General features: G+C 73.3%; 18 protein-coding genes. 12 read left to right on the forward strand and 6 right to left on the reverse strand.

Going from position 1 to position 17130, the window contains the following annotated elements:
- The first annotated feature begins 30 nt into the window (after positions 1–30).
- Complete coding sequence (locus AB0O36_RS14525) at positions 31–1344, forward strand: M20/M25/M40 family metallo-hydrolase (RefSeq protein ID WP_365109090.1); 1314 nt, start codon at positions 31–33, stop codon at positions 1342–1344.
- Between the two features lie 181 nt (positions 1345–1525).
- Positions 1526–2425: an ADP-ribosylglycohydrolase family protein gene (locus tag AB0O36_RS14530; RefSeq protein WP_365109093.1), complete on the forward strand. Its 900-nt coding sequence runs from the start codon at positions 1526–1528 to the stop codon at positions 2423–2425.
- Between the two features lie 19 nt (positions 2426–2444).
- On the opposite strand, the gene AB0O36_RS14535 is transcribed toward AB0O36_RS14530, so the two are convergent.
- Positions 2445–3143 carry a ribonuclease H gene (locus AB0O36_RS14535; protein WP_365109095.1) on the reverse strand — a complete coding sequence of 233 codons (699 nt, stop codon included), beginning with the start codon at positions 3141–3143 and terminating at the stop codon, positions 2445–2447.
- Between the two features lie 215 nt (positions 3144–3358).
- On the opposite strand from AB0O36_RS14535, the gene AB0O36_RS14540 reads away from it, so the two are divergent.
- The 5 genes from AB0O36_RS14540 to AB0O36_RS14560 all read left to right on the forward strand — a co-directional run bounded on the left by AB0O36_RS14540 (position 3359) and on the right by AB0O36_RS14560 (position 7611).
- Complete coding sequence (locus tag AB0O36_RS14540) at positions 3359–4288, forward strand: serine hydrolase (RefSeq protein WP_365109098.1); 930 nt, start codon at positions 3359–3361, stop codon at positions 4286–4288.
- Between the two features lie 178 nt (positions 4289–4466).
- Complete coding sequence (locus tag AB0O36_RS14545) at positions 4467–5126, forward strand: HEAT repeat domain-containing protein (protein WP_365109101.1); 660 nt, start codon at positions 4467–4469, stop codon at positions 5124–5126.
- 6 nt (positions 5127–5132) lie between these two features.
- Positions 5133–6149: a MerR family transcriptional regulator gene (locus AB0O36_RS14550; RefSeq protein ID WP_365109104.1), complete on the forward strand. Its 1017-nt coding sequence runs from the start codon at positions 5133–5135 to the stop codon at positions 6147–6149.
- Positions 6150–6223: 74 nt separating this feature from the next.
- Positions 6224–7129, forward strand: coding sequence for an NAD-dependent protein deacetylase (locus AB0O36_RS14555; RefSeq protein WP_365109107.1), 906 nt, complete (start codon positions 6224–6226; stop codon positions 7127–7129).
- A gap of 83 nt (positions 7130–7212) precedes the next feature.
- Positions 7213–7611: a nuclear transport factor 2 family protein gene (locus AB0O36_RS14560; protein ID WP_365109110.1), complete on the forward strand. Its 399-nt coding sequence runs from the start codon at positions 7213–7215 to the stop codon at positions 7609–7611.
- A 4-nt stretch (positions 7612–7615) separates the two neighbouring features.
- Here the strand turns inward: AB0O36_RS14560 and AB0O36_RS14565 are convergent, their stop codons facing one another.
- The 3 genes from AB0O36_RS14565 to AB0O36_RS14575 are packed head-to-tail and all read right to left on the reverse strand — an operon-like array spanning position 7616 to position 9500.
- Entirely contained in the window at positions 7616–8002 is a 387-nt protein-coding gene (locus AB0O36_RS14565; protein WP_365109113.1) for a glyoxalase superfamily protein, read from the reverse strand.
- Between the two features lie 52 nt (positions 8003–8054).
- Positions 8055–8972 carry a hypothetical protein gene (locus AB0O36_RS14570; RefSeq protein ID WP_365109116.1) on the reverse strand — a complete coding sequence of 306 codons (918 nt, stop codon included), beginning with the start codon at positions 8970–8972 and terminating at the stop codon, positions 8055–8057.
- Positions 8973–9008: 36 nt separating this feature from the next.
- A complete protein-coding gene (locus AB0O36_RS14575) occupies positions 9009–9500 on the reverse strand; it encodes a hypothetical protein (RefSeq protein WP_365109119.1) in 492 nt (163 codons plus the stop codon).
- Between the two features lie 252 nt (positions 9501–9752).
- Between AB0O36_RS14575 and AB0O36_RS14580 the strand changes: the two genes are divergently transcribed.
- Positions 9753–10784, forward strand: coding sequence for an MBL fold metallo-hydrolase (locus tag AB0O36_RS14580; RefSeq protein WP_365109122.1), 1032 nt, complete (start codon positions 9753–9755; stop codon positions 10782–10784).
- A gap of 10 nt (positions 10785–10794) precedes the next feature.
- Here the strand turns inward: AB0O36_RS14580 and AB0O36_RS14585 are convergent, their stop codons facing one another.
- Positions 10795–11148: a hypothetical protein gene (locus tag AB0O36_RS14585; RefSeq protein WP_365109124.1), complete on the reverse strand. Its 354-nt coding sequence runs from the start codon at positions 11146–11148 to the stop codon at positions 10795–10797.
- Positions 11149–11232: 84 nt separating this feature from the next.
- On the opposite strand from AB0O36_RS14585, the gene AB0O36_RS14590 reads away from it, so the two are divergent.
- Both AB0O36_RS14590 and AB0O36_RS14595 read left to right on the forward strand, forming a co-directional pair.
- Positions 11233–11883, forward strand: a complete 651-nt coding sequence (locus tag AB0O36_RS14590) for a GAP family protein (RefSeq protein WP_365109127.1) — start codon at positions 11233–11235, stop codon at positions 11881–11883.
- Positions 11884–12025: 142 nt separating this feature from the next.
- Complete coding sequence (locus tag AB0O36_RS14595; protein WP_365109129.1) at positions 12026–12166, forward strand: hypothetical protein; 141 nt, start codon at positions 12026–12028, stop codon at positions 12164–12166.
- Positions 12167–12252: 86 nt separating this feature from the next.
- Here AB0O36_RS14595 and AB0O36_RS14600 read toward each other — a convergent pair whose 3' ends face one another.
- Positions 12253–12855 (reverse strand): TIGR03086 family metal-binding protein, encoded by a 603-nt coding sequence (locus tag AB0O36_RS14600; RefSeq protein ID WP_365109132.1) that lies wholly within the window; start codon positions 12853–12855, stop codon positions 12253–12255.
- A gap of 407 nt (positions 12856–13262) precedes the next feature.
- On the opposite strand from AB0O36_RS14600, the gene AB0O36_RS14605 reads away from it, so the two are divergent.
- Both AB0O36_RS14605 and AB0O36_RS14610 read left to right on the forward strand, forming a co-directional pair.
- On the forward strand, positions 13263–13595 hold the full coding sequence (locus AB0O36_RS14605; RefSeq protein WP_365109135.1) for a hypothetical protein: 333 nt from the start codon (positions 13263–13265) through the stop codon (positions 13593–13595).
- Positions 13596–13739: 144 nt separating this feature from the next.
- A complete protein-coding gene (locus AB0O36_RS14610; RefSeq protein ID WP_365109138.1) occupies positions 13740–17105 on the forward strand; it encodes a S8 family serine peptidase in 3366 nt (1121 codons plus the stop codon).
- Positions 17106–17130: the final 25 nt, after the last annotated feature.

Raw genomic sequence — 17130 nt, forward strand, 5'->3', positions numbered from 1 at the left:
GCAGGATCTTCAGTGTCAGGGGGAACACAAATGAGCGAGAACCACGGGTCCGGGTCCGATCCCGGTCGCCGGGTGGTCCTGGGTGCCGCGGCCGGCATCGCCACCTCACTCGCCGTGGGCGGCACCGCCCACGCGAGCGGGCACGGCGCCGGGCGGGCCCGTATCGACCAGGCCGCCGTCGAGGCGGCCGCCGCCCGCCTCGACGCCGACCTGATCGCGGTGCGGCGCGACCTGTACGACAACCCGCAGACGGCCGGAAACGAGAAGCACGTCGCCGGCGTCATCGCGGCCCGGCTGGGCGCCGCCGGACTGGTGGTGGAGAAGGACGTGGCCGGGTACGGCGTCGTCGCCGTGCTGCGCGGCGCCCTGCCCGGCCGTACCGTCGCCTACCGGGCCGATGTGGACGCCGTACCCGGCAACGGGGTCCAGACCGATCCGCCCCCGGCGGACCCGGTACACGCGTGCGGACACGACCTGCACGCCACCATCGGCATCGGGGTCGCCGAGGTCCTCGCCGGGCTGCGCCACCGCCTCGCCGGCACGGTCGTCTTCTTCTTCCAGCCGGCCGAGGAGGCGCTCACGGGAGCCGCCGCGATGATCGGGGCCGGCGTCCTCGACAGGTACCGGCCGCGGGAGATCCACGCCCTGCACTGCGGCCCGTTCCCCGTCGGCACCTTCGCGGTCACCCCCGGCGTGGGCCTGCCCGGGCAGGACGCGGCCACCGTCACCTTCGGCGGCCCCGACCACGTCGCCACGGCCGCCGCCTTCGGGGCTGCCTACGAGGCCCTGGGCACCGTGCCCTTCCCCAAGGACAACGCCGACCTGGAACGGCTCGTGGACCAGGTGCGCACGCCGAACGGTCCGCTCGCCGAGTTCCTCGTCACCAGGGCACTGCCCATGGACGCGGCAGAGGGCCGGAGCGCGCTGCGTGCCGTCTACCGGTGCTGGCCGGAGGACCGGTGGTCCGAGGTCCGCGAGCGGATCCGCAGCCTCGCCCGCACCTTCCCCGACGCCACCGTCACCTTCCGCAACGATCAGCCCTTCCCCGCCCTCGTCTGCCCCGAGGACGACGCGCGCGCCCTGGCACGGCACCTGCGCCACCGCCTCGGCCCCCGCTCGGTGACCACCCTGCACGCCGCGTTCCCGTTCAACGGCGAGGACTACAGCCTCTTCCTGAAGAAGATCCCCGGGACGTACAGCTTCCTCGGCGTGCGCACCCCGGGCGCCCCGATCGACACCGCCTTCCCGCACTACCCGGCCTTCTCCCCGGACGAGCGGGCCATCGGCGTGGGCGTACGCGGCATGGCCGGCTGGCTCGCGGAGCGCACGGCGCACCGGGGCTGAGCGGGGCCCGGGGCTTCCGCCCGGTCCCGGCCCGGCTCGCTCCCCGGCGCCCCGTCACCGTCCCTGCGGTGGCGGGGCGCCGGTGTGTCCGGGGCCGGACGTCCCGGCCCCGGGACGTCCCGGGGCCGGTGCGATCCGAAATCGGCGTGCAGGGGTGCGGTCACGCTGCGAGACTTCCCCGATGATCGACCTGCCTCCTCCCGTTCGCGACTCGTTGTACGGCCTCGCCTTCGGTGACGCTTTCGGCGACCGCTGGTTCGGGATCCTGCGCCGGGAGGGTCGGACGCCCCTGGACGAGCGGACGCCACCCCCGGAGTCGCCGTGGCGGTGGACCGATGACACCGCCCAGGCGCTCGTTCTGGTGCGGGAACTCGCCGAAGGCGCCGGCGTCGTCGATCAGGACCGCCTCGCCCTGCGGTTCGCGGCGGCGTACGCCGATGACGCGTACCGGGGGTACGGGGCCTCGATGCACGACGTGCTCCGCCGGATCGGCGCGGGCGAGTCCTGGCGGGAGGTCGTGGCCGGCCAGTTCGGCGGGCAGGGTTCCTGGGGCAACGGCGCAGCGATGCGCGCCGCTCCGCTCGGCGCCTGGCACGCCGCCGACCTGGACGTGGTCGCCGAGCAGGCCGTTCGGCAGAGCGTGGTCTCGCACCACCATCCGGAAGCGGTCGCCGGGGCGGTGGCGGTCGCCCTCGCCGCGGCCCTGGCGACCCGCAGCCGGGGCGGGCCCGCGCCGGCCCGGCCGGACTTCCTCAGGGCGGTCGCCGAGCGGCTTCCCGAAAGCGACGTCCGGTCGGGGGTGCGGATCGCGGCCCGGATGCCGGAGCGCACCTCGGTCCGGCACGCGGCGGAGGTGCTGGGCTCCGGCTACCGGATGTCCGGTCCCGACACCGTGCCGTTCGCCCTGTGGTGCGCGGCGGGGCATCTCGACGACCTGGAGGAGGGATTGTGGGCGACGGTCCGCGGGCGCGGCGACATCGACACCACCTGTGCCGTGGCGGGCGGGGTGATCGCCGCCCGCACGGGTGTCTCCGCCCTGCCCCCCGCCTGGCACGCGGCCCTGGAACCGCTGCCGGCGTAGCCGGTGTGGGGGGCGGGAGTCAGGAGGCGGGGCGGCAGTCGGGGTGGCCCCAGCGGGTGCCCACCTTGGTGATCGACTCTCCGACGGCATAGGGGCGGCCACAGGGGCAGGTGCCCTTGAACTTCGCCTTCAGGGTCGGTGAGCCGGTGCCCGGGGTGGACGCGGCGGAGGTCTTGCGGGCGCGCGCGGAGTCCGGTTTGCGGCGGCTCGGGGTGGTGCGTTCCGGGGCGGGTGCGGGGATGTCGGCGGCTCCCAGGGCGGTGCCGGCGGGCTGCTGGGTCGCGGCCGCGTCACTGGCGGCCACGTCGGCGATGGCGTTGAGGTGGTCGCCGTCCTCCCGGTGGGCGGGGACGTACCGGAACTCGACGTCGCGGGCCGCGAGCAGTTCGTCGATGCTCTCCACCAGCTCGCGGTTGGCCACGGGCTTGCCGGCGGCGGTCTTCCAGCCGTTGCGCTTCCAGTTCGGAAGCCACTGGGTGACGGCCTTCATGGCGTACTGCGAGTCCATCCGCACCTGGACGGCGGTGCCCGGCGCCACGGCTTCCAGCAGGCGCCGGAGGGCGGTGAGTTCACCGACGTTGTTGGTGGCGTGGCCCAGCGGACCGGCCTCCCAGCGCTCGGGGCGGCCCTCGGAGTCGGCGATGACCCACGCCCAGCCGGCCGGGCCCGGGTTTCCCTTGGCCGCCCCGTCGCAGGCGGCGATGATGCGATCAGACATCCCTTGATGATGCCGCATCGCGACACCCCGCCCCGCCGTGCCGCTGGGACCGCCGTACCGCCGGGACCGGCCGTACCGGCTGCCCGTCCGGGTCCCGCGCGGTCCAGGAACGAAGTTTCGGATTTCGTGCAACCTTTTGAACGACCGGTGAGTCATGTCGGTGGAGCGGGCGCGATTGCACTCGCTCGGCATCAAAAGGGGATGGGAAGCCTCCAATGACTCACCGGATATCCCGGCGCGCCCGCACGCTGTCCGCCGGTCTCGCGGCCGGGGTACTCGTACCGCTCGCCGCCGCCGTACCCGCCTCGGCCGCGACCGCTGCCGCGCCGACGGTCACCTGTACGTCGGCCAAGGCCGGGCTCGCCGCGAAGCTCCAGAAGGACATCACGGCCGCCATGGCGAACCGCAAGGGAACGATCTCGATCGGGCTGTACGACCGCGCCACGAAGACCACCTGCACCTTCCGGGCGACGTCCTCCTACGACTCGGCCAGCGTCGTGAAGGTGACCGTCCTGTCGGCCCTGCTGTGGGACGCCAAGAAGACGAACCGCTACCTCACGCAGCGTGAGGTGGACCTGGCGACCGCGATGATCACCAAGTCCGACAACAACGCCACGACCGCGCTGTGGCGCCAGCTCGGCATGACGAAGATCAAGGGCTTCCTCACGGCGGCCGGCATGACGCACACCGTGCCCGGTGCGGACGGCTACTGGGGGCTCACCCGGATCACCGTCCAGGACGAGCAGCGCCTGCTGCAGCTCATCACCGCGAAGAACACGGTGCTCAGCGACAACTCCCGGGCCTACATCCTCAAGCTGATGAACCAGGTCGTCTCCTCGCAGCGCTGGGGCACGCCGGCGGGTGCGCCGTCCACCGTGAAGGTGCACGTGAAGAACGGCTGGCTGCCGCGCGCCACGAACGGCTGGCGGGTGCACAGCGTCGGCGCCTTCCAGGGCGGCGGGCACGACTACTACATGACGGTGCTGACCCAGGACAACAGCACGATGGACTACGGGGTCGCCACCATCCAGGCCATCGCCAAGGCCGTCCACAAGGACCTCGTGCCGACCACGATCGCCCCGCAGCGGATCGCGCCGCCGGTCAGCCCGGCCGAGGCGATCCCGCCGGCGCCGCCCGCACTCTGAGCGTTTCCGGGTGACCGTTCTGCAGTGAACCGCCACGGCCGTGGCGGGTGCCCCGTGGGCGTCCGCCGCGGCCGTGGGCCGTTCTCCCCCTGCCCGGTCCGCCGTGGCCACTCGGCCTCGACACGCTTGACCTTGACACGGTGGCAGGGTCTTCGCTGTCGGCAAGGAGGTGGTCCCGATGGGTATGCGGGAAGGGGAAACGGAAGCGGTACGGGCTCTGGAGAGCGGTAGTGCGTCGGTGCGGCTGCGGGCGGCCATGGAGGTCGGCACGGCCGCGGACCCCCGTTCCGTCGACGTGCTGATCGAGCGGTGCGCCGTCGAGCCGGAGTTCTTCGTACGGGACATGCTGACGTGGGCGCTGACCCGCCACCCGTCCGCGGTGACGGTGCCCAGGCTCGTCGAGGTGCTCCGTTCGGACCGTGCGCAGGCACGGAGCCAGGCCCTGCACACCTTGTCCAAGGTCGGGGACCGGCGGGCGTGGCCGGCCATCACCCGGGCGCTGCTGACCGACGCCGACGACGCGGTGGCACGGAGCGCCTGGCGGACCGCGGTGGTGCTGGTGCCCGAGGGCGGAGAGGCCGGGTTGGCGGAGGCCATGGCCACGCAGCTGGGGCGCGGCGGTCGCGAGACGCAGATGAGTCTGAGCCGGGCGTTGATCGCACTCGGCGAGGCGGCGGGGCCGGCCGTGCGCGCCGCGATGGCGTCGGGGGTTCCCGGGGTGCGCCGGCACGCGATCGCCACGGAGAGGATGTCGCGGGACCCGGATGTCGGGTTCGAGTTCGCGATCGAGGAGGCCAAGCGGATCGTGGCCGTGGGTCCGCCCGGCCGGGAGGAGTGACGGACGGTGTTGATCGGCGACGTGGCACGGCGGTCCGGGGTCAGTGCGCGCATGCTCAGGCACTACGAGTCGCTCGGCCTGCTGCGGCCGACGGGGCGTACCGGGGCCGGCTACCGGGAGTACTCCGAGGAGGACATCCGGCGGATCTTCCACATCGAGAGCCTGCGTTCCCTGGGGCTGTCGCTGCGCGAGGTCGCACGGGCGCTGGAGGATCCCGGTTTCAGGCCTTCGGAGCTCATCGACGACCTGATCCGGCAGGCCCGGGAACGCATCGCCACGGAGACCGAGCTGCTCACCCGGCTCCGGCGGATCGATGCCGCCGGGCCCGCGGGCTGGGAGGACGTGCTGCAGGCCGTCGCACTCCTGCATGCGCTGGGATCGGAAAGCCCGGGGAAGCGCCAGCGCGCGGCGCTGTCCGCGGGCGAGGGGGGTTCGGTGCCGGTGGAGGCGCTGGTGGAGGCGACGCTGAGCGAGGCGGATCCGATCGTCGCCGGTGCCCTTCGCTGGGCCCTGGCGCAGTCGGGCGGTGCCGGGCTGGTTCTGCTGGCGGAGGGTCTGGGATCTCCGGTGGCCGAGGTCCGCAGGCGCGCCGTCCAGGCCGTCGCCGAGGTGCCGGAGCGGGACGCGACCGTGCTGCTGGTGGACGCCCTCGCCGACCACGACGTCGTGGTCCGCAGGAGTGCGGCTCTGGCGCTCGGGGCGCGGGAGGTGGCCGACGCGGTTCCGGAGCTGATCGAGATGGTCGTGGAGGAGGCGAACGACGTCGATGCGGCCGACGCCCTGAGCGCCCTGGCGCGTGACCCCGTGCTGGCGGACCGGATCGCCGCCGGGCTGGTCGACCGCCTCGGCAACGGCACCGCCGGGTCCCCCGCCCGGCTGCGGCAGCGGCAGCGGCTGGCCCAGGCGCTGGCGGACATCCCCGGGGACACGGCGGCACGTGCTCTGGCGGAGCTGTCCCGGGACGAGGACCGGACCGTTGCGCTCACCGCGGCGTACGTGATCGGGCTGCGCGACACCCGCTGACCGGGTGCCCCGGATTTCCCCTCCGGTCCCCGGCGGCACCGTGGCCGGGGCCGTGCGTTCCGTACTCTGGACGCATGCGTATGCGGCCCACCCTGAGCTGGACCCCTCCCGAGGACCTGCCGCCGGCGACGACGGATCCGGGGCCGGTGGCCGACGCGCTGGGGGCCGGAGGCGTCCTGGTGCTCACCGGGGCGGGGATTTCCACCGAGTCGGGGATCCCCGACTACCGGGGCGAAGGCGGGAGCCTGAGCCGGCACACTCCGATGACCTACCAGGACTTCACGGCGAGCGCGGGTGCGCGCCGCCGTTACTGGGCGCGCAGCCACCTCGGCTGGCGTACGTTCGGCCGGGCGCGGCCCAACACCGGGCACCGGGCGGTGGCCGCGTTCGAGCGGCACGGGCTGCTCGCCGGGGTGATCACGCAGAACGTGGACGGGCTGCACCAGGCCGCCGGCAGCGAGGGCGTGGTGGAGCTCCACGGGAGCCTGGCCCGGGTGGTGTGCCTGTCCTGCGGGGCTTCCGGTTCGCGCCGCGAACTCGCCCGGCGGATGGAGGAGGCCAACCGGGGCTTCGAGCCGGTGGCCCGCGGGATGAACCCGGACGGTGACGCCGACCTCACCGACGGGCAGGTCGGGGACTTCCGGGTGGTGCCCTGCTCCCGGTGCGGCGGTGTCCTCAAACCGGACGTGGTGTTCTTCGGCGAGAACGTCCCGGCATCGCGGGTCGAGCACTGCCGCGGGCTGGTCGGCCGGGCGGACTCGCTGCTGGTCCTGGGCTCGTCGCTGACGGTGATGTCCGGGCTGCGGTTCGTCCGCCAGGCGGCCGAGGCCGGAAAGCCGGTGCTGATCGTCAACCGGGACGCGACGCGGGGCGACCGGCACGCCGCCGCCCGGGTCGCGCTCCCCCTCGGCTCGACCCTGGCGGCCGTGGCCGACCGGCTGGGCATCACCGTCGACGGCCCGGCCGGCGCCCGCGGCTGATCGCGGCGGGGTCTTGGCCGATCGGGCCCGGCGGTCTACCCTCGGGAGGCATTATTCAACTTGTTGCAAAAACAGGGGGGACCATGCACCCGTTCCGCACCGCCGTCGAGAACCGGGACGCCGCCGCGATCGAGGAACTCCTCGCCGACGACGTCGTCTTCACCAGCCCGATCGCCTTCAGGCCGTACACCGGGAAGCCCATCACCGCAGCGGTGCTGCGTGCGGTGATGCGCGTCTTCGAGGACTTCCGGTACGTCCGCGAGATCGCGAACCCCGACGGCCGCGACCACGCCTTCGTCTTCACCGCCACCGTGGCCGGCAAGCAGATCCAGGGCTGCGACTTCCTCCACTTCGACGACGACGGGAAGATCGACGAGTTCACCGTCATGGTCCGCCCCCTCACCGCCGCCCATGCGCTGGCCGAGGCCATGGGCGCCCAGTTCGAGCGGATCTCCCGGGAGGCGGCCGGCCGGGCCGGGTGACGGTTCAGGGGCGGAAGCGCAGGGGATGGTCCGCCGGCACCTCCACGACGGCGATGCGTACGCCGTCGGGGTCCGCGATCCACATCTCGATCAGCCCCCAGGGCTCCTGCCGGGGTGGCCGCAGCACCTCGGCGCCGCGGGCGAGGAGCTCCCGGTGCGCCTCGTGCACGTCCTCCACCTGGAGCCACAGCCGCAGTCCCGGCCCGGGCGGGGCATCACCGCGGCCGGACAGCTCCAGGAACCCGCCGCCGAGGAAGTAGACGGTGCCGCGCTCCGGTCCGGTGCCGAATTCGCGGTGGACGGCGAGACCGAGGGTGCCGCCGTAGAAGGCGCGGGAACGGTCGGGGTCGGTGGGACGCAGCAGCATCCTGCTGCCCAGTACGTGAACCATGGACCCACTCTCCCCCAGGCGGCCCGTGGAGGAGAGCGGATCACCGAGGACCTCACACGTCGGAGAGCCAATCCGTCCAGTCGAGGCCGAGCGTCTCCGCGAGCCGCTCCATGGCCTCGGCGGTGCGGCCGTAGGCGACGAGTTCGGAGTCGCCGTAGCCGCTGTTGAGCGCGACGATCACGTCGAGGCCGCCGAAGTACTCCGTGTGGGCGCCGAGTTCGAGCCACGGCAGGAAGCCCATCGGCCGGAGCGAGGCCCGGACGCGGTCCGCCACCCCGGGGTCCGCCACGCCCTCCTCGACCATCCACCCGTGGTCGGCGGGCAGCCGGGTGACGGCCAGCTGGAGGAAGAACTCGGAGACCGAGTGGCTCTGGAGCACCCAGGTCGGCCTGCCCTCCTCGTCCAGCCCGGAGACCAGCACCTGCGGGTCGGCGAGGCCGGCGCGGGCGGCGGCGTAACCCCACTCGTTGCAGTACTGGTTCTCGGCCATGAACACACAGACGCGCAGGTCCTCTTCGGGGCCTGCGAACGCATTGCCCTCGGGCAGCCCGCCGGCCACTCCGTAGCCGGTGGGGTCGGGGCGGACGGTGGGCGGCCAGACCGGGTTGGTCTCGTAGACCTCCGGCCGGTCCGCGAAGGAGTTGAAGGACAGGCCCCACCACTCGGACAGGGCGGCGGGCACCGCCAGCGACGGGTCCACGTCCTGCGGGCCGTCCGCGCCGGCATCGGCTTCGGCTTCGGCTTCGTCCTCGTCCTCGTCCTCGTCCGGCACCTGGGGGTCCGCCGCCCCCAGGCGGCTGACGTACGGCTTGGGCTCCTCGGGAGCGGGCTGGTACCCCCATTCCTCCTGGAACCTGCGCAGCAGCTCCCATCTCGCGTCGGAGTCGGTGGTGTTGGCCGTGTTGGCCGTGTTCGCCGCGCGTGCCTGTTCGAGCCACTCGTGGAACTGCCCGTAGTCGATCTCTGTCACGGGCGCCGATCCTACAATCCGACAGGACGTGCCCGTTCACCCGCAGAAGACGTCCTTGGCCACGGACGCGCCCTTGGCCCAGCCGTCCGAGAACGCCTTGTTGGCCGAGGCCGGGGGTTTGGCGTCGCAGTTGGCGCGTACGGCGTCCCAGCCCCCGATGAGGCCCGCCTTGTAGGTCGTGCCCGGTGTGGTGGTCGGCTTCGTACCTCCCGTGCACACGGTGGTGCCGCCGCCCTGGGTGACCGCGTACCTGTCGTCCGGCTTGTTCCCGATCCGGAAGGTGCCGCCGTCCGGGACGTTGAAGGACGTCGTGCCTCCGCGCGGCGAGGACAGTCGGGCCTGCCCCGGTGTGAACCCCTGGCCCGCGACGGTGACCCGGTCCGCCGAGTCTGCGGCGGACACGGTGCAGGCCGCAGCAGGTGCGGCGGAGGGTCGGGCGGCGTACGCCGCCGTCGGCGATGCGGCGAGCGCCGAGACGCCCAGCGCGATCAGGGCGGCGGCGGCGGAGGTGCGTGCGCGTCGGCGCATGGTGGCACTCCTCGGCAGGGCTCCTGGGGAAACGGCTCGTGGCCCGCGCTGTCCGGTACGGCTTCGCGTGGACCGGCAGCAGTCAGTCCATCGTCTCCGACCGGGTCCGGGGTGTCGACCGGACGGGGGAACGGGGGTCTGTTTGCAGAGCCTTCAGGGGTGGGTCAGCCTGGGATGTGGAGGCCCGTGCCCGTTTCCCGGTGCCGGTGGTGCCGCGGCGGGGCGGATCCGGACGGGACTGCGGGAGGAACCATGGCCGCGCTCGGTGACCTCGTCGGGATCGACGACAGGACCGTGCTGGTCCTCGGGCAGGAGCTGGACGTCGAGCACGGCCGGCCGGATGTCGCCAACGCTCTCGTACACCGGGCCGGCGACACCCTGGTGCTGGTCGACACCGGGGTCACGGAGCCCTTCCGTGCGGCACTGCGCGAGGCGACGGGCCGGGTCGGGTCCTGGTCCCGGGCACTGGTGCTGACCACGCACGGCCACGTCGACCACGTCGGCAACAACGATCTGGCCGACGAGCTGGGGGTGCCGGTCGAGCACTACGTACCGGCGCCCGACCTCGACCAGATGCGGGACCCGGCGTCGTACTGGGTTCGGTCCTTCGAGCGCATCGGCGGGCTGGGCTCGCTGCCCGCACCGCCCGTGCTGGCGGACACGCTGCTGTCGGTCTTCCGGCCGATGCGGCCCTTCGGCGCGACGACCCGGACCTTCGAGGAGCTGCCGCTGGAGGTGGTCCGGATCGGCTCGGTCCGGTTCACCGGGTGGACCTTCGCGGACGGTGCGGTCCGCGTCCTGCGCAGCCAGGGCCACACGGCCGGACACGTGATCGTGCACCTGAGGGACTGCGGCGTCCTGCACCTGTCCGACGAGGGCAACGGAGCCTGCGGGGCGATGGCCGACGCCGACCAGCTCAAGATCCAGACCGTGCTCGGTGCCGTCGCGCTCCTCCTGGAGGAGGGCTCGGCCGGACTCCTCACCGACGGCCACACCTTCGCCGTGCGCCGTGGCCCGGAGGCGGCGGCCGACCTGGACGGGCTGCTGGAACAGGCCACCGCACTGCAGGCGGCGGCCCTGAGGCTGGCCGGGGAGGGGAGGGAGGTCCGGGCGGCGGACTTCGCGAGCGGTTACGCGGAGGCCGCTGCCGCGCTGGGAGGTGGCGGTGCCAACCCCAATGCGATGTTCACGGCCATGATGACGGTCAACGCGCTCCACGAAATCGGGCTCCGGCCGGAGTCCGCCGACCCCGACGCGCCGTGGTCGCGGCCCGGGCTGAGGTAGTGCCCGGCGTTCAGCCGCCCGGGCCGGTACCCTCCCCCGGGCCGGTACCCGGTCCCCCCGGCGGCCGGCGGGCCTCGCGCGCCCGTGCTCGGTCCAGGAGGGCCGAGAACTCGGTCGGGCCCTGTACGAGCCGGCAAGCGCCGGTGTTCCGGTCCACGAGGATGGGCCAGTTCCCGCCGACGCGGATCGGCCGCCCCCGCTCGTTCTTCGCCGTGGGATACCAGCTGAAGGCGAACGTTCCGGTCAGGTCCGGAACCTCCCACCGGCTGAGCTCGAAGGCCCATTCATCCCACCGGGCGGTCCGGCCGCGCCCGAACTCCTCCGCGAGCCGCCTCGCCTCGCTCTCGTCCGGCAATCCCCTCAAGCCTCCGTCCGCTGCGCTCCGGATCGTCCTCAGAGCCTACGGGTACGGGCGCGGGCCCGGCGCAATCAAGGACGGGAGCCGGCGGTGACCGCGGAGGTCCTTCTCTTCGCCGCGGTGATCGCGCTCTCGCCGTTCACCCTCATCCCCGCGCTCTTCATGCAGTTCGCCCCGAGGGCCCATGCGGCCGGTGGGGCCTTCCTGGCCGGCTGGGTGGCCGGGGTCGCCGTGCCGGTGTCGGTGTGCGTGGCACTGACCCCGCTCGTCCAGCGGCTGGAGGGAGGGCACTCCTGGACGGCCTGGGTGCGGATCGGGTTCGGCGCGCTCCTGGTCGCGGTGGGGATCCGGCAGTGGCTGGTGCGGCACGGCAAGGCGGCTCCCGGCTGGATGCGGCTGCTGGCGGGCGCCACGCCGGGCCGGGCGTTCCGGCTCGGGCTGCTGCTGTCCCTGTGCAACCCGAAGGTCTTCCTGCTGTCCGCCGCGGCGGGCATCGCGGTCGCGACCGAGGAGCCGGCCCCGACCCCGGCGGGTGCGGTGGCGGCCGTGGCCCTGTTCACGGCCTGCGCCGCAGCCACGGTGGTCCTTCCCGTTCTGCTGCGCCTCGTCCTCGGGGAGCGTGTCGTGGGGCCGCTCGCCCGGGCCCGCAGCCTGCTGGAGCGCAACGCCGCCGCCGTCATGGCCGTCGTCATCGCCGCGATCGGGGTGCTCGTGCTCGTCGAGGGACTCGTACAGGTTTGACCTCCTCCCCGTCCTGAGGGCGGGGATTCCCAGCTCACCTCGGCTGTCCCCTGGCAGGGGACAGCTCTTACAAGATCAGCACCAGCCGGGTTGAGGCCGGCCCGGACGAGCATCACGCGGGCAGAGTTCACGGACGACAGACTTGGCCCACGTGCGGGCCGTGTCCTGCCGCTGCCTGGCGATCTTCTTCGAGACCTTCGCCGCCCGGGCGCGGGCCTTCCGGTATCCGGCGGTGTCGGGCCGGTTCTTCGGCGTGCGGCGCCGGGCCATCTGCCGCTGGTAGCGGGCCGGCTTCCGCGCGGCCGTCCGGGGCGGCAGGGCTTCGCGCTTGCGCTTGGGGACGACCGGTTGCCGGGGCCGGTGGCGCTGTCACGGGGACGGCGGCGGCGTCCAGGCCGGATCGCGTCCGCTCAGGCCGACTGCCCGGTCCAGCAGCGGGGCGTCGTCCGGTACGGGCACCACCGGGCCGAAGATGCCGGCGCGGCCCTCGTCGTCGACGGCCGCCAGCAGGAACGCGTACGCGGTGTGCAGCGCGGCCTGGTCGGGTGCGTACTCCTGGCCGGTGGCGCGGGCCAGGTCCCAGCCGTGGATGACCAGTTCGTCGGCGGCCACCGCGGCCGCGACGCCACCGGGCAGGTCGATGCCGCCGGCGCGGGTCATGCCGGTCCAGGCGGCCGGGTCGTTCCACGCCCCGGCGAGTTCGTCCAGCACCTGGGGGAGTTCCTCGCGCCAGCGGCCGGGCAGGGTGGGCCTTGCCGCGTCGGGGGCGGTGTCGGTGGTGGGGCCCAGGTGTTTGCGGGCGGCGTCGCGGAAGGCCACGGCGAGGCCGGCGAGGTGGGCCAGCAGGTCCCGGACCGAGTAGTCGGGGCAGGGGGTCGGGGCGGCGAGCAGGTGGTCCGGGACGCCCGCCACCAGACGGGCCACGACCCGGGCCTGGGGTCCGAAGTCAAGAGTCGGCGCCTTGTCCGTCATCTGCTGATCCCACCGTATTCTGCCGTTTGCTTCGGGGCGATGGGTCTGAAGGGTAGAACGGCGTTGTGGAGCCCGCGCTCATCGAAACGCGGGCTGCGTCCCCGGCCGATGAGTCGATGGGCCTATGAGCCGATGAGCCGATGAGCCGGCGGACCGCCGTACACGCCGTCCGCCCGGCCACCCGTACGCGGGCCCCGCACCGCAACTGCGCGGGGCCGCGCCACAACCGATCGGTCCGATCACGCGTCCTACTCGCAGAGCCGACTCCGTGCTGCCTCCGGGCCCGGAGCGGACACCGAGCCTGGAGGGGCATCATCAGGACGTTCACCGCCGACCGGCCGAGTCGGACCGTACGGACCCCGCGGTCGGGCGGATGGGGCAGGGCGCTGCTCGGTTGCGCGGCGGGCGTGGTGCTGACCGTCGCGGTGATGACCGTGCTGTGGTGGCCCCGGACCGAGGTGACCCATCGCAGCAGTTCTCCTCCGTCCGTGGTCTACGACGGCCCGCTCCCCTACTTCCTGACGCTGGTTCACCGCTACGACCTGGCGGGGCGCCACTCGTACAGGATGGTGATCGGCAGGTCTCCGGGTGCCTCCTACGGGCACTGGGTGGACGTGGACACCGCTTTGGGTGCGGACGGGATCGAGTCGACCACGTGGACGGATTCCGGGGTGCGCGTCCGTTTCCCGACCGGCCACGAGGTGTTCGTCCCGGCCCGCTCCTTCACGGGCGGCAGGTGACCTCCGACCGGCCCCCTTGATCGAATCCGTCGTCCTGTTGACAGACTGTCATGTCGGCCGGGTACCACCGGCGGGTCCCGCACCCGTGTCACACCGGTCCCGTGCCGCACCGACCCATCTGCACCCGTAGCGAAGCGAGTTGAGTTGAGAAGGACAACAAGGGCCGCCGCCCTGGCGGCCCTCGCCATGGCCATGACGGCCACCGGACTGCTGCCCGCCGGCGCGGTCGGCGCCCCGGCCCCGGACATACGCACGGCGCCGGCCACACCGCTCCCGGGCGCGGCCGGACCCGCCGTGACCGTGACCCTGATCACCGGTGACCGGGTGGTCCTCGGTGCGGACGGCAGCGTGCTCCGGCTGATCCGCGGTCCCGGCCGCGAATCCGTCCCGATCTCCGTGCGCCGGACCGCGGGCCACACCCACGTGGTGCCGCGGGACGCCCTGCGGATGATCTCCGAAGGCACGCTGGACCGGCGGCTGTTCGACGTCACCCAGCTGGTCGCGGACGGGTACGACGACGCCCGCAGCACCTCCGTCCCGCTGATCCTCGGTTACCGGCAGGCTCCCGGCCAGGTCTCCTCGTCCGCCCCCTCCGCCGCGGGCGGGGATCCGCTGGGCGCCGCGGCCGGCGTCGCCCGCGACCGCCGCGCCCTGCCCGCCATCGGCGGGGAGGCGTTCCGTGCGGCCAAGTCCGGTACGACGGCCCTGTGGTCGGCGCTCACCGCGACCGGTTCCGACGCCCGCGGCACCCGGCCGGGCAAGGCCCCGTTCGCGTCCGCCGCGCCCGCCGTCAGCCGGATCTGGCTCGATGCCAAGGTGTACCCCACGCTGGACAGGAGCACGGCCCAGATCGGCGTTCCGGCCGCCGTGAAGGCCGGCTTCACCGGCAAGGGCGTCAAGGTCGCCGTCCTCGACACCGGAGTGGACCAGACCCACCCGGACCTCAAGGGCGTGGAGGTAGCCGAGAAGAACTTCACCACCTGGGACGACGCCAGGGACTTCTACGGGCACGGCACGCACGTCGCCTCCATCGTGGCCGGCTCCGGCGCGAAGTCCGGCGGCAAGTACAAGGGCGTGGCGACCGGCGCGCGGATCATCGACGCCAAGGTGCTCGGCAACGACGGTCCGGGCCAGGAGTCCTGGATCCTCGCCGGCATGCAGTGGGCCGTGGACCAGGGCGCCAAGATCGTCAACATGAGCCTCGGCGCCCAGGAGGAAGCCGGTTACCGGCCCATGGACGAGGCCGTGGCCCGGCTCTCCGGCAAGGCCCTGTTCGTGGCGAGCGCCGGCAACCTCGGTTCCGGACCCGGGACCATCAGCTCGCCGGGCGGCGCCCCGCAGGCACTGACCGTCGGCAACGTCAGCAAGCAGGAGGTCCTCTCCGAGGATTCCAGCCGCGGTCCCTCGCTCGCCGGCCCGGTCAAGCCCGACCTCACGGCCCCCGGCACCGACATCACCGCGGCCCGCAGCAGCCTCGTGGCCGACGGTCCCGGCAACGGCTACACGACGATGTCGGGTACGTCGATGGCCGCTCCGCACGCGGCGGGGGCCGCGGCGATCCTGATGCAGCAGCACCCGTCCTGGAGCGGGCAGCAGGTCAAGCAGGCACTGACCGCCTCCGCCAAGCCCAACCCGGCGCTCCATGCCTTCCAGCAGGGTTCCGGACGGGTCGACGTCGCGCGCGCCATCACGCAGAGCGTGGTCGGCGAGCCGGGCTCGCTCTCCTTCGGGACCCAGTCCTGGCCGCACACCGACGACAAGCCGGTCACCAAGACCCTCACCTACCGCAACCTCGGCACCAAGCCGGTCACCCTCTCCCTCGCCGTGACGGCCGTCGACGAGCGGGGCCGTCCGGCCCCGGCCGGCATGTTCGCCGTGAAGGACGCCAAGCTGACCGTCCCCGCGGGCGGAACCGCGAAGACCTCCGTCACCGCGAACACGAAGCTCGGCACGGCGGACGGCACCTTCGGCGGCACCGTCCTCGCCTCGGGCGACGGCCAGGCCGTCCGCACCGGCCTGGTCGTGGTCCGCGAGACCGAGTCCTACGACCTCACCCTCCGGCACATCGACCTGAAGGGCGAGTCGGCGGGCTTCTACACGTCCGCCGTGTTCGACCCGGTCACCCTCACGCGCCACGAGGCAGCGCTGAGCGCGGACGGCGTCTTCCGGATCCGCCTGCCCAAGGGCGCGTACGCGGTGGAGAGTTCGGTGTTCGGCGACGGGCCGGAGGTGGCCGCGCTGGTCCAGCCGGTGCTGAAGCTCGACAAGGCCACCACCGTCACCCTGGACGCCCGGCAGGCCAAGCCGGTCACCGTCACCCCGCCCGACCCGGCCGCCAAGCCCGCCGGGTACACCATCGGGTACCAGGCCCTGGGCGCCATGTTCGCCGGCTCGTGGAACGACGGTGCCGGAACGGACCTGCGCACCGCCCACCTCGGGCCGTCCGCCCCTGACCTGAAGGCCCAGTACAGCGGCGTGTGGCGGACGCCCGGCGGCGCCGAGTACCTGCTCGCGTTCAACAGCGCGGGCCGTTGGTTCACCGGTCTGGACCGCCGTCTGGGCAAGGCCGACGTCGCCGAGGTCAAGACGGGCATCGCGGCCTCGGTGGCCAAGGCCAAGGGCACGCTCACCGGCATCCCCCTCGACCCGTCGGGATTCACCGTCAACGGCCCCGAGGCGGCCCCGGTGACCCTGCCGCGGAACACGGTCCGGTACGTCAGCGCGGCGGCCGACCTGCGCTGGATATGGCTCGTGCAGCAGCTGGACGGCGCGGGTGACCCCAGGATCATCTACACCACCGACCCGAAGGCGTTCGCCGCCGGCAAGACCCACTCCCAGTGGTTCAACACCGGTGTGGTCGGCCCCGATCTGAAGGCCGACCCGGAACAGGGCGGGCAGCGCACCGGCGACGACATGACCGCCTCCGTGAAGCTGTTCAACGACGGCTGGGGGCACGCGGGTGACTCCGCGACCACCGGCGGGACCACCCGCCTGGAGCGCAACGGCACCCTGATCGCCGACCTCGGCACGGTGGGCTGGCTCAACGCCTCGGTGCCCGCGGAGAAGTCGGCGTACCGGCTGAGCATGCAGGCGAGCCGCTCCGTGAAGGACACCGCCACCAGCACCAAGGTGTCGGTGGCCTGGACCTTCACCTCGGCCCGGCCCAAGGGCGGCGACCCGGTCGGGCTTCCGCTGTCCACCGTGCGGCTGTCCCCGGCCCTGTCCCTTTCGGTGACCGGCAAGGCGGGCGCCGGCCTCAAGGTGCCGCTGGAGGTGGCCGGTGCCGCGGCCAAGCCGGGCGCCGTCGCCTCGCTGACCGTGAAGGTCTCGTACGACGACGGCAAGACCTGGACGGCGCTTCCGGTCACCACGGACGAGAAGGGCAAGCGTTCGGTCAGCCCCGCCCACCCGGCGACCGCCAAGGCGGCGTCCTTCCGGATCGACCTGAAAGACACCTCGGGCAACACCATGACCGAGACCATCACCAACGCCTACCTGCTGGCCCCGTAGCCGCAGCGCGCGCCGGTGAGGCGCC

The sequence above is a fragment of the Streptomyces sp. NPDC089799 genome, assembly GCF_040684755.1.
Taxonomy (GTDB): domain Bacteria; phylum Actinomycetota; class Actinomycetes; order Streptomycetales; family Streptomycetaceae; genus Streptomyces.

Bases quoted from the DNA above. Each gene is read 5' to 3' on its own strand.
- AB0O36_RS14600 (WP_365109132.1), bottom strand. From the start codon at position 12,855: ATGACGGACAAGGCGCCGACTCTTGACTTCGGACCCCAGGCCCGGGTC.
- AB0O36_RS14530 (WP_365109093.1), top strand. From the start codon at position 1,526: ATGATCGACCTGCCTCCTCCCGTTCGCGACTCGTTGTACGGCCTCGCC.
- AB0O36_RS14580 (WP_365109122.1), top strand. From the start codon at position 9,753: ATGGCCGCGCTCGGTGACCTCGTCGGGATCGACGACAGGACCGTGCTG.
- AB0O36_RS14565 (WP_365109113.1), bottom strand. From the start codon at position 8,002: ATGGTTCACGTACTGGGCAGCAGGATGCTGCTGCGTCCCACCGACCCC.
- AB0O36_RS14525 (WP_365109090.1), top strand. From the start codon at position 31: ATGAGCGAGAACCACGGGTCCGGGTCCGATCCCGGTCGCCGGGTGGTC.
- AB0O36_RS14560 (WP_365109110.1), top strand. From the start codon at position 7,213: ATGCACCCGTTCCGCACCGCCGTCGAGAACCGGGACGCCGCCGCGATC.
- AB0O36_RS14575 (WP_365109119.1), bottom strand. From the start codon at position 9,500: ATGCGCCGACGCGCACGCACCTCCGCCGCCGCCGCCCTGATCGCGCTG.
- AB0O36_RS14540 (WP_365109098.1), top strand. From the start codon at position 3,359: ATGACTCACCGGATATCCCGGCGCGCCCGCACGCTGTCCGCCGGTCTC.
- AB0O36_RS14545 (WP_365109101.1), top strand. From the start codon at position 4,467: ATGGGTATGCGGGAAGGGGAAACGGAAGCGGTACGGGCTCTGGAGAGC.
- AB0O36_RS14555 (WP_365109107.1), top strand. From the start codon at position 6,224: ATGCGTATGCGGCCCACCCTGAGCTGGACCCCTCCCGAGGACCTGCCG.
- AB0O36_RS14535 (WP_365109095.1), bottom strand. From the start codon at position 3,143: ATGTCTGATCGCATCATCGCCGCCTGCGACGGGGCGGCCAAGGGAAAC.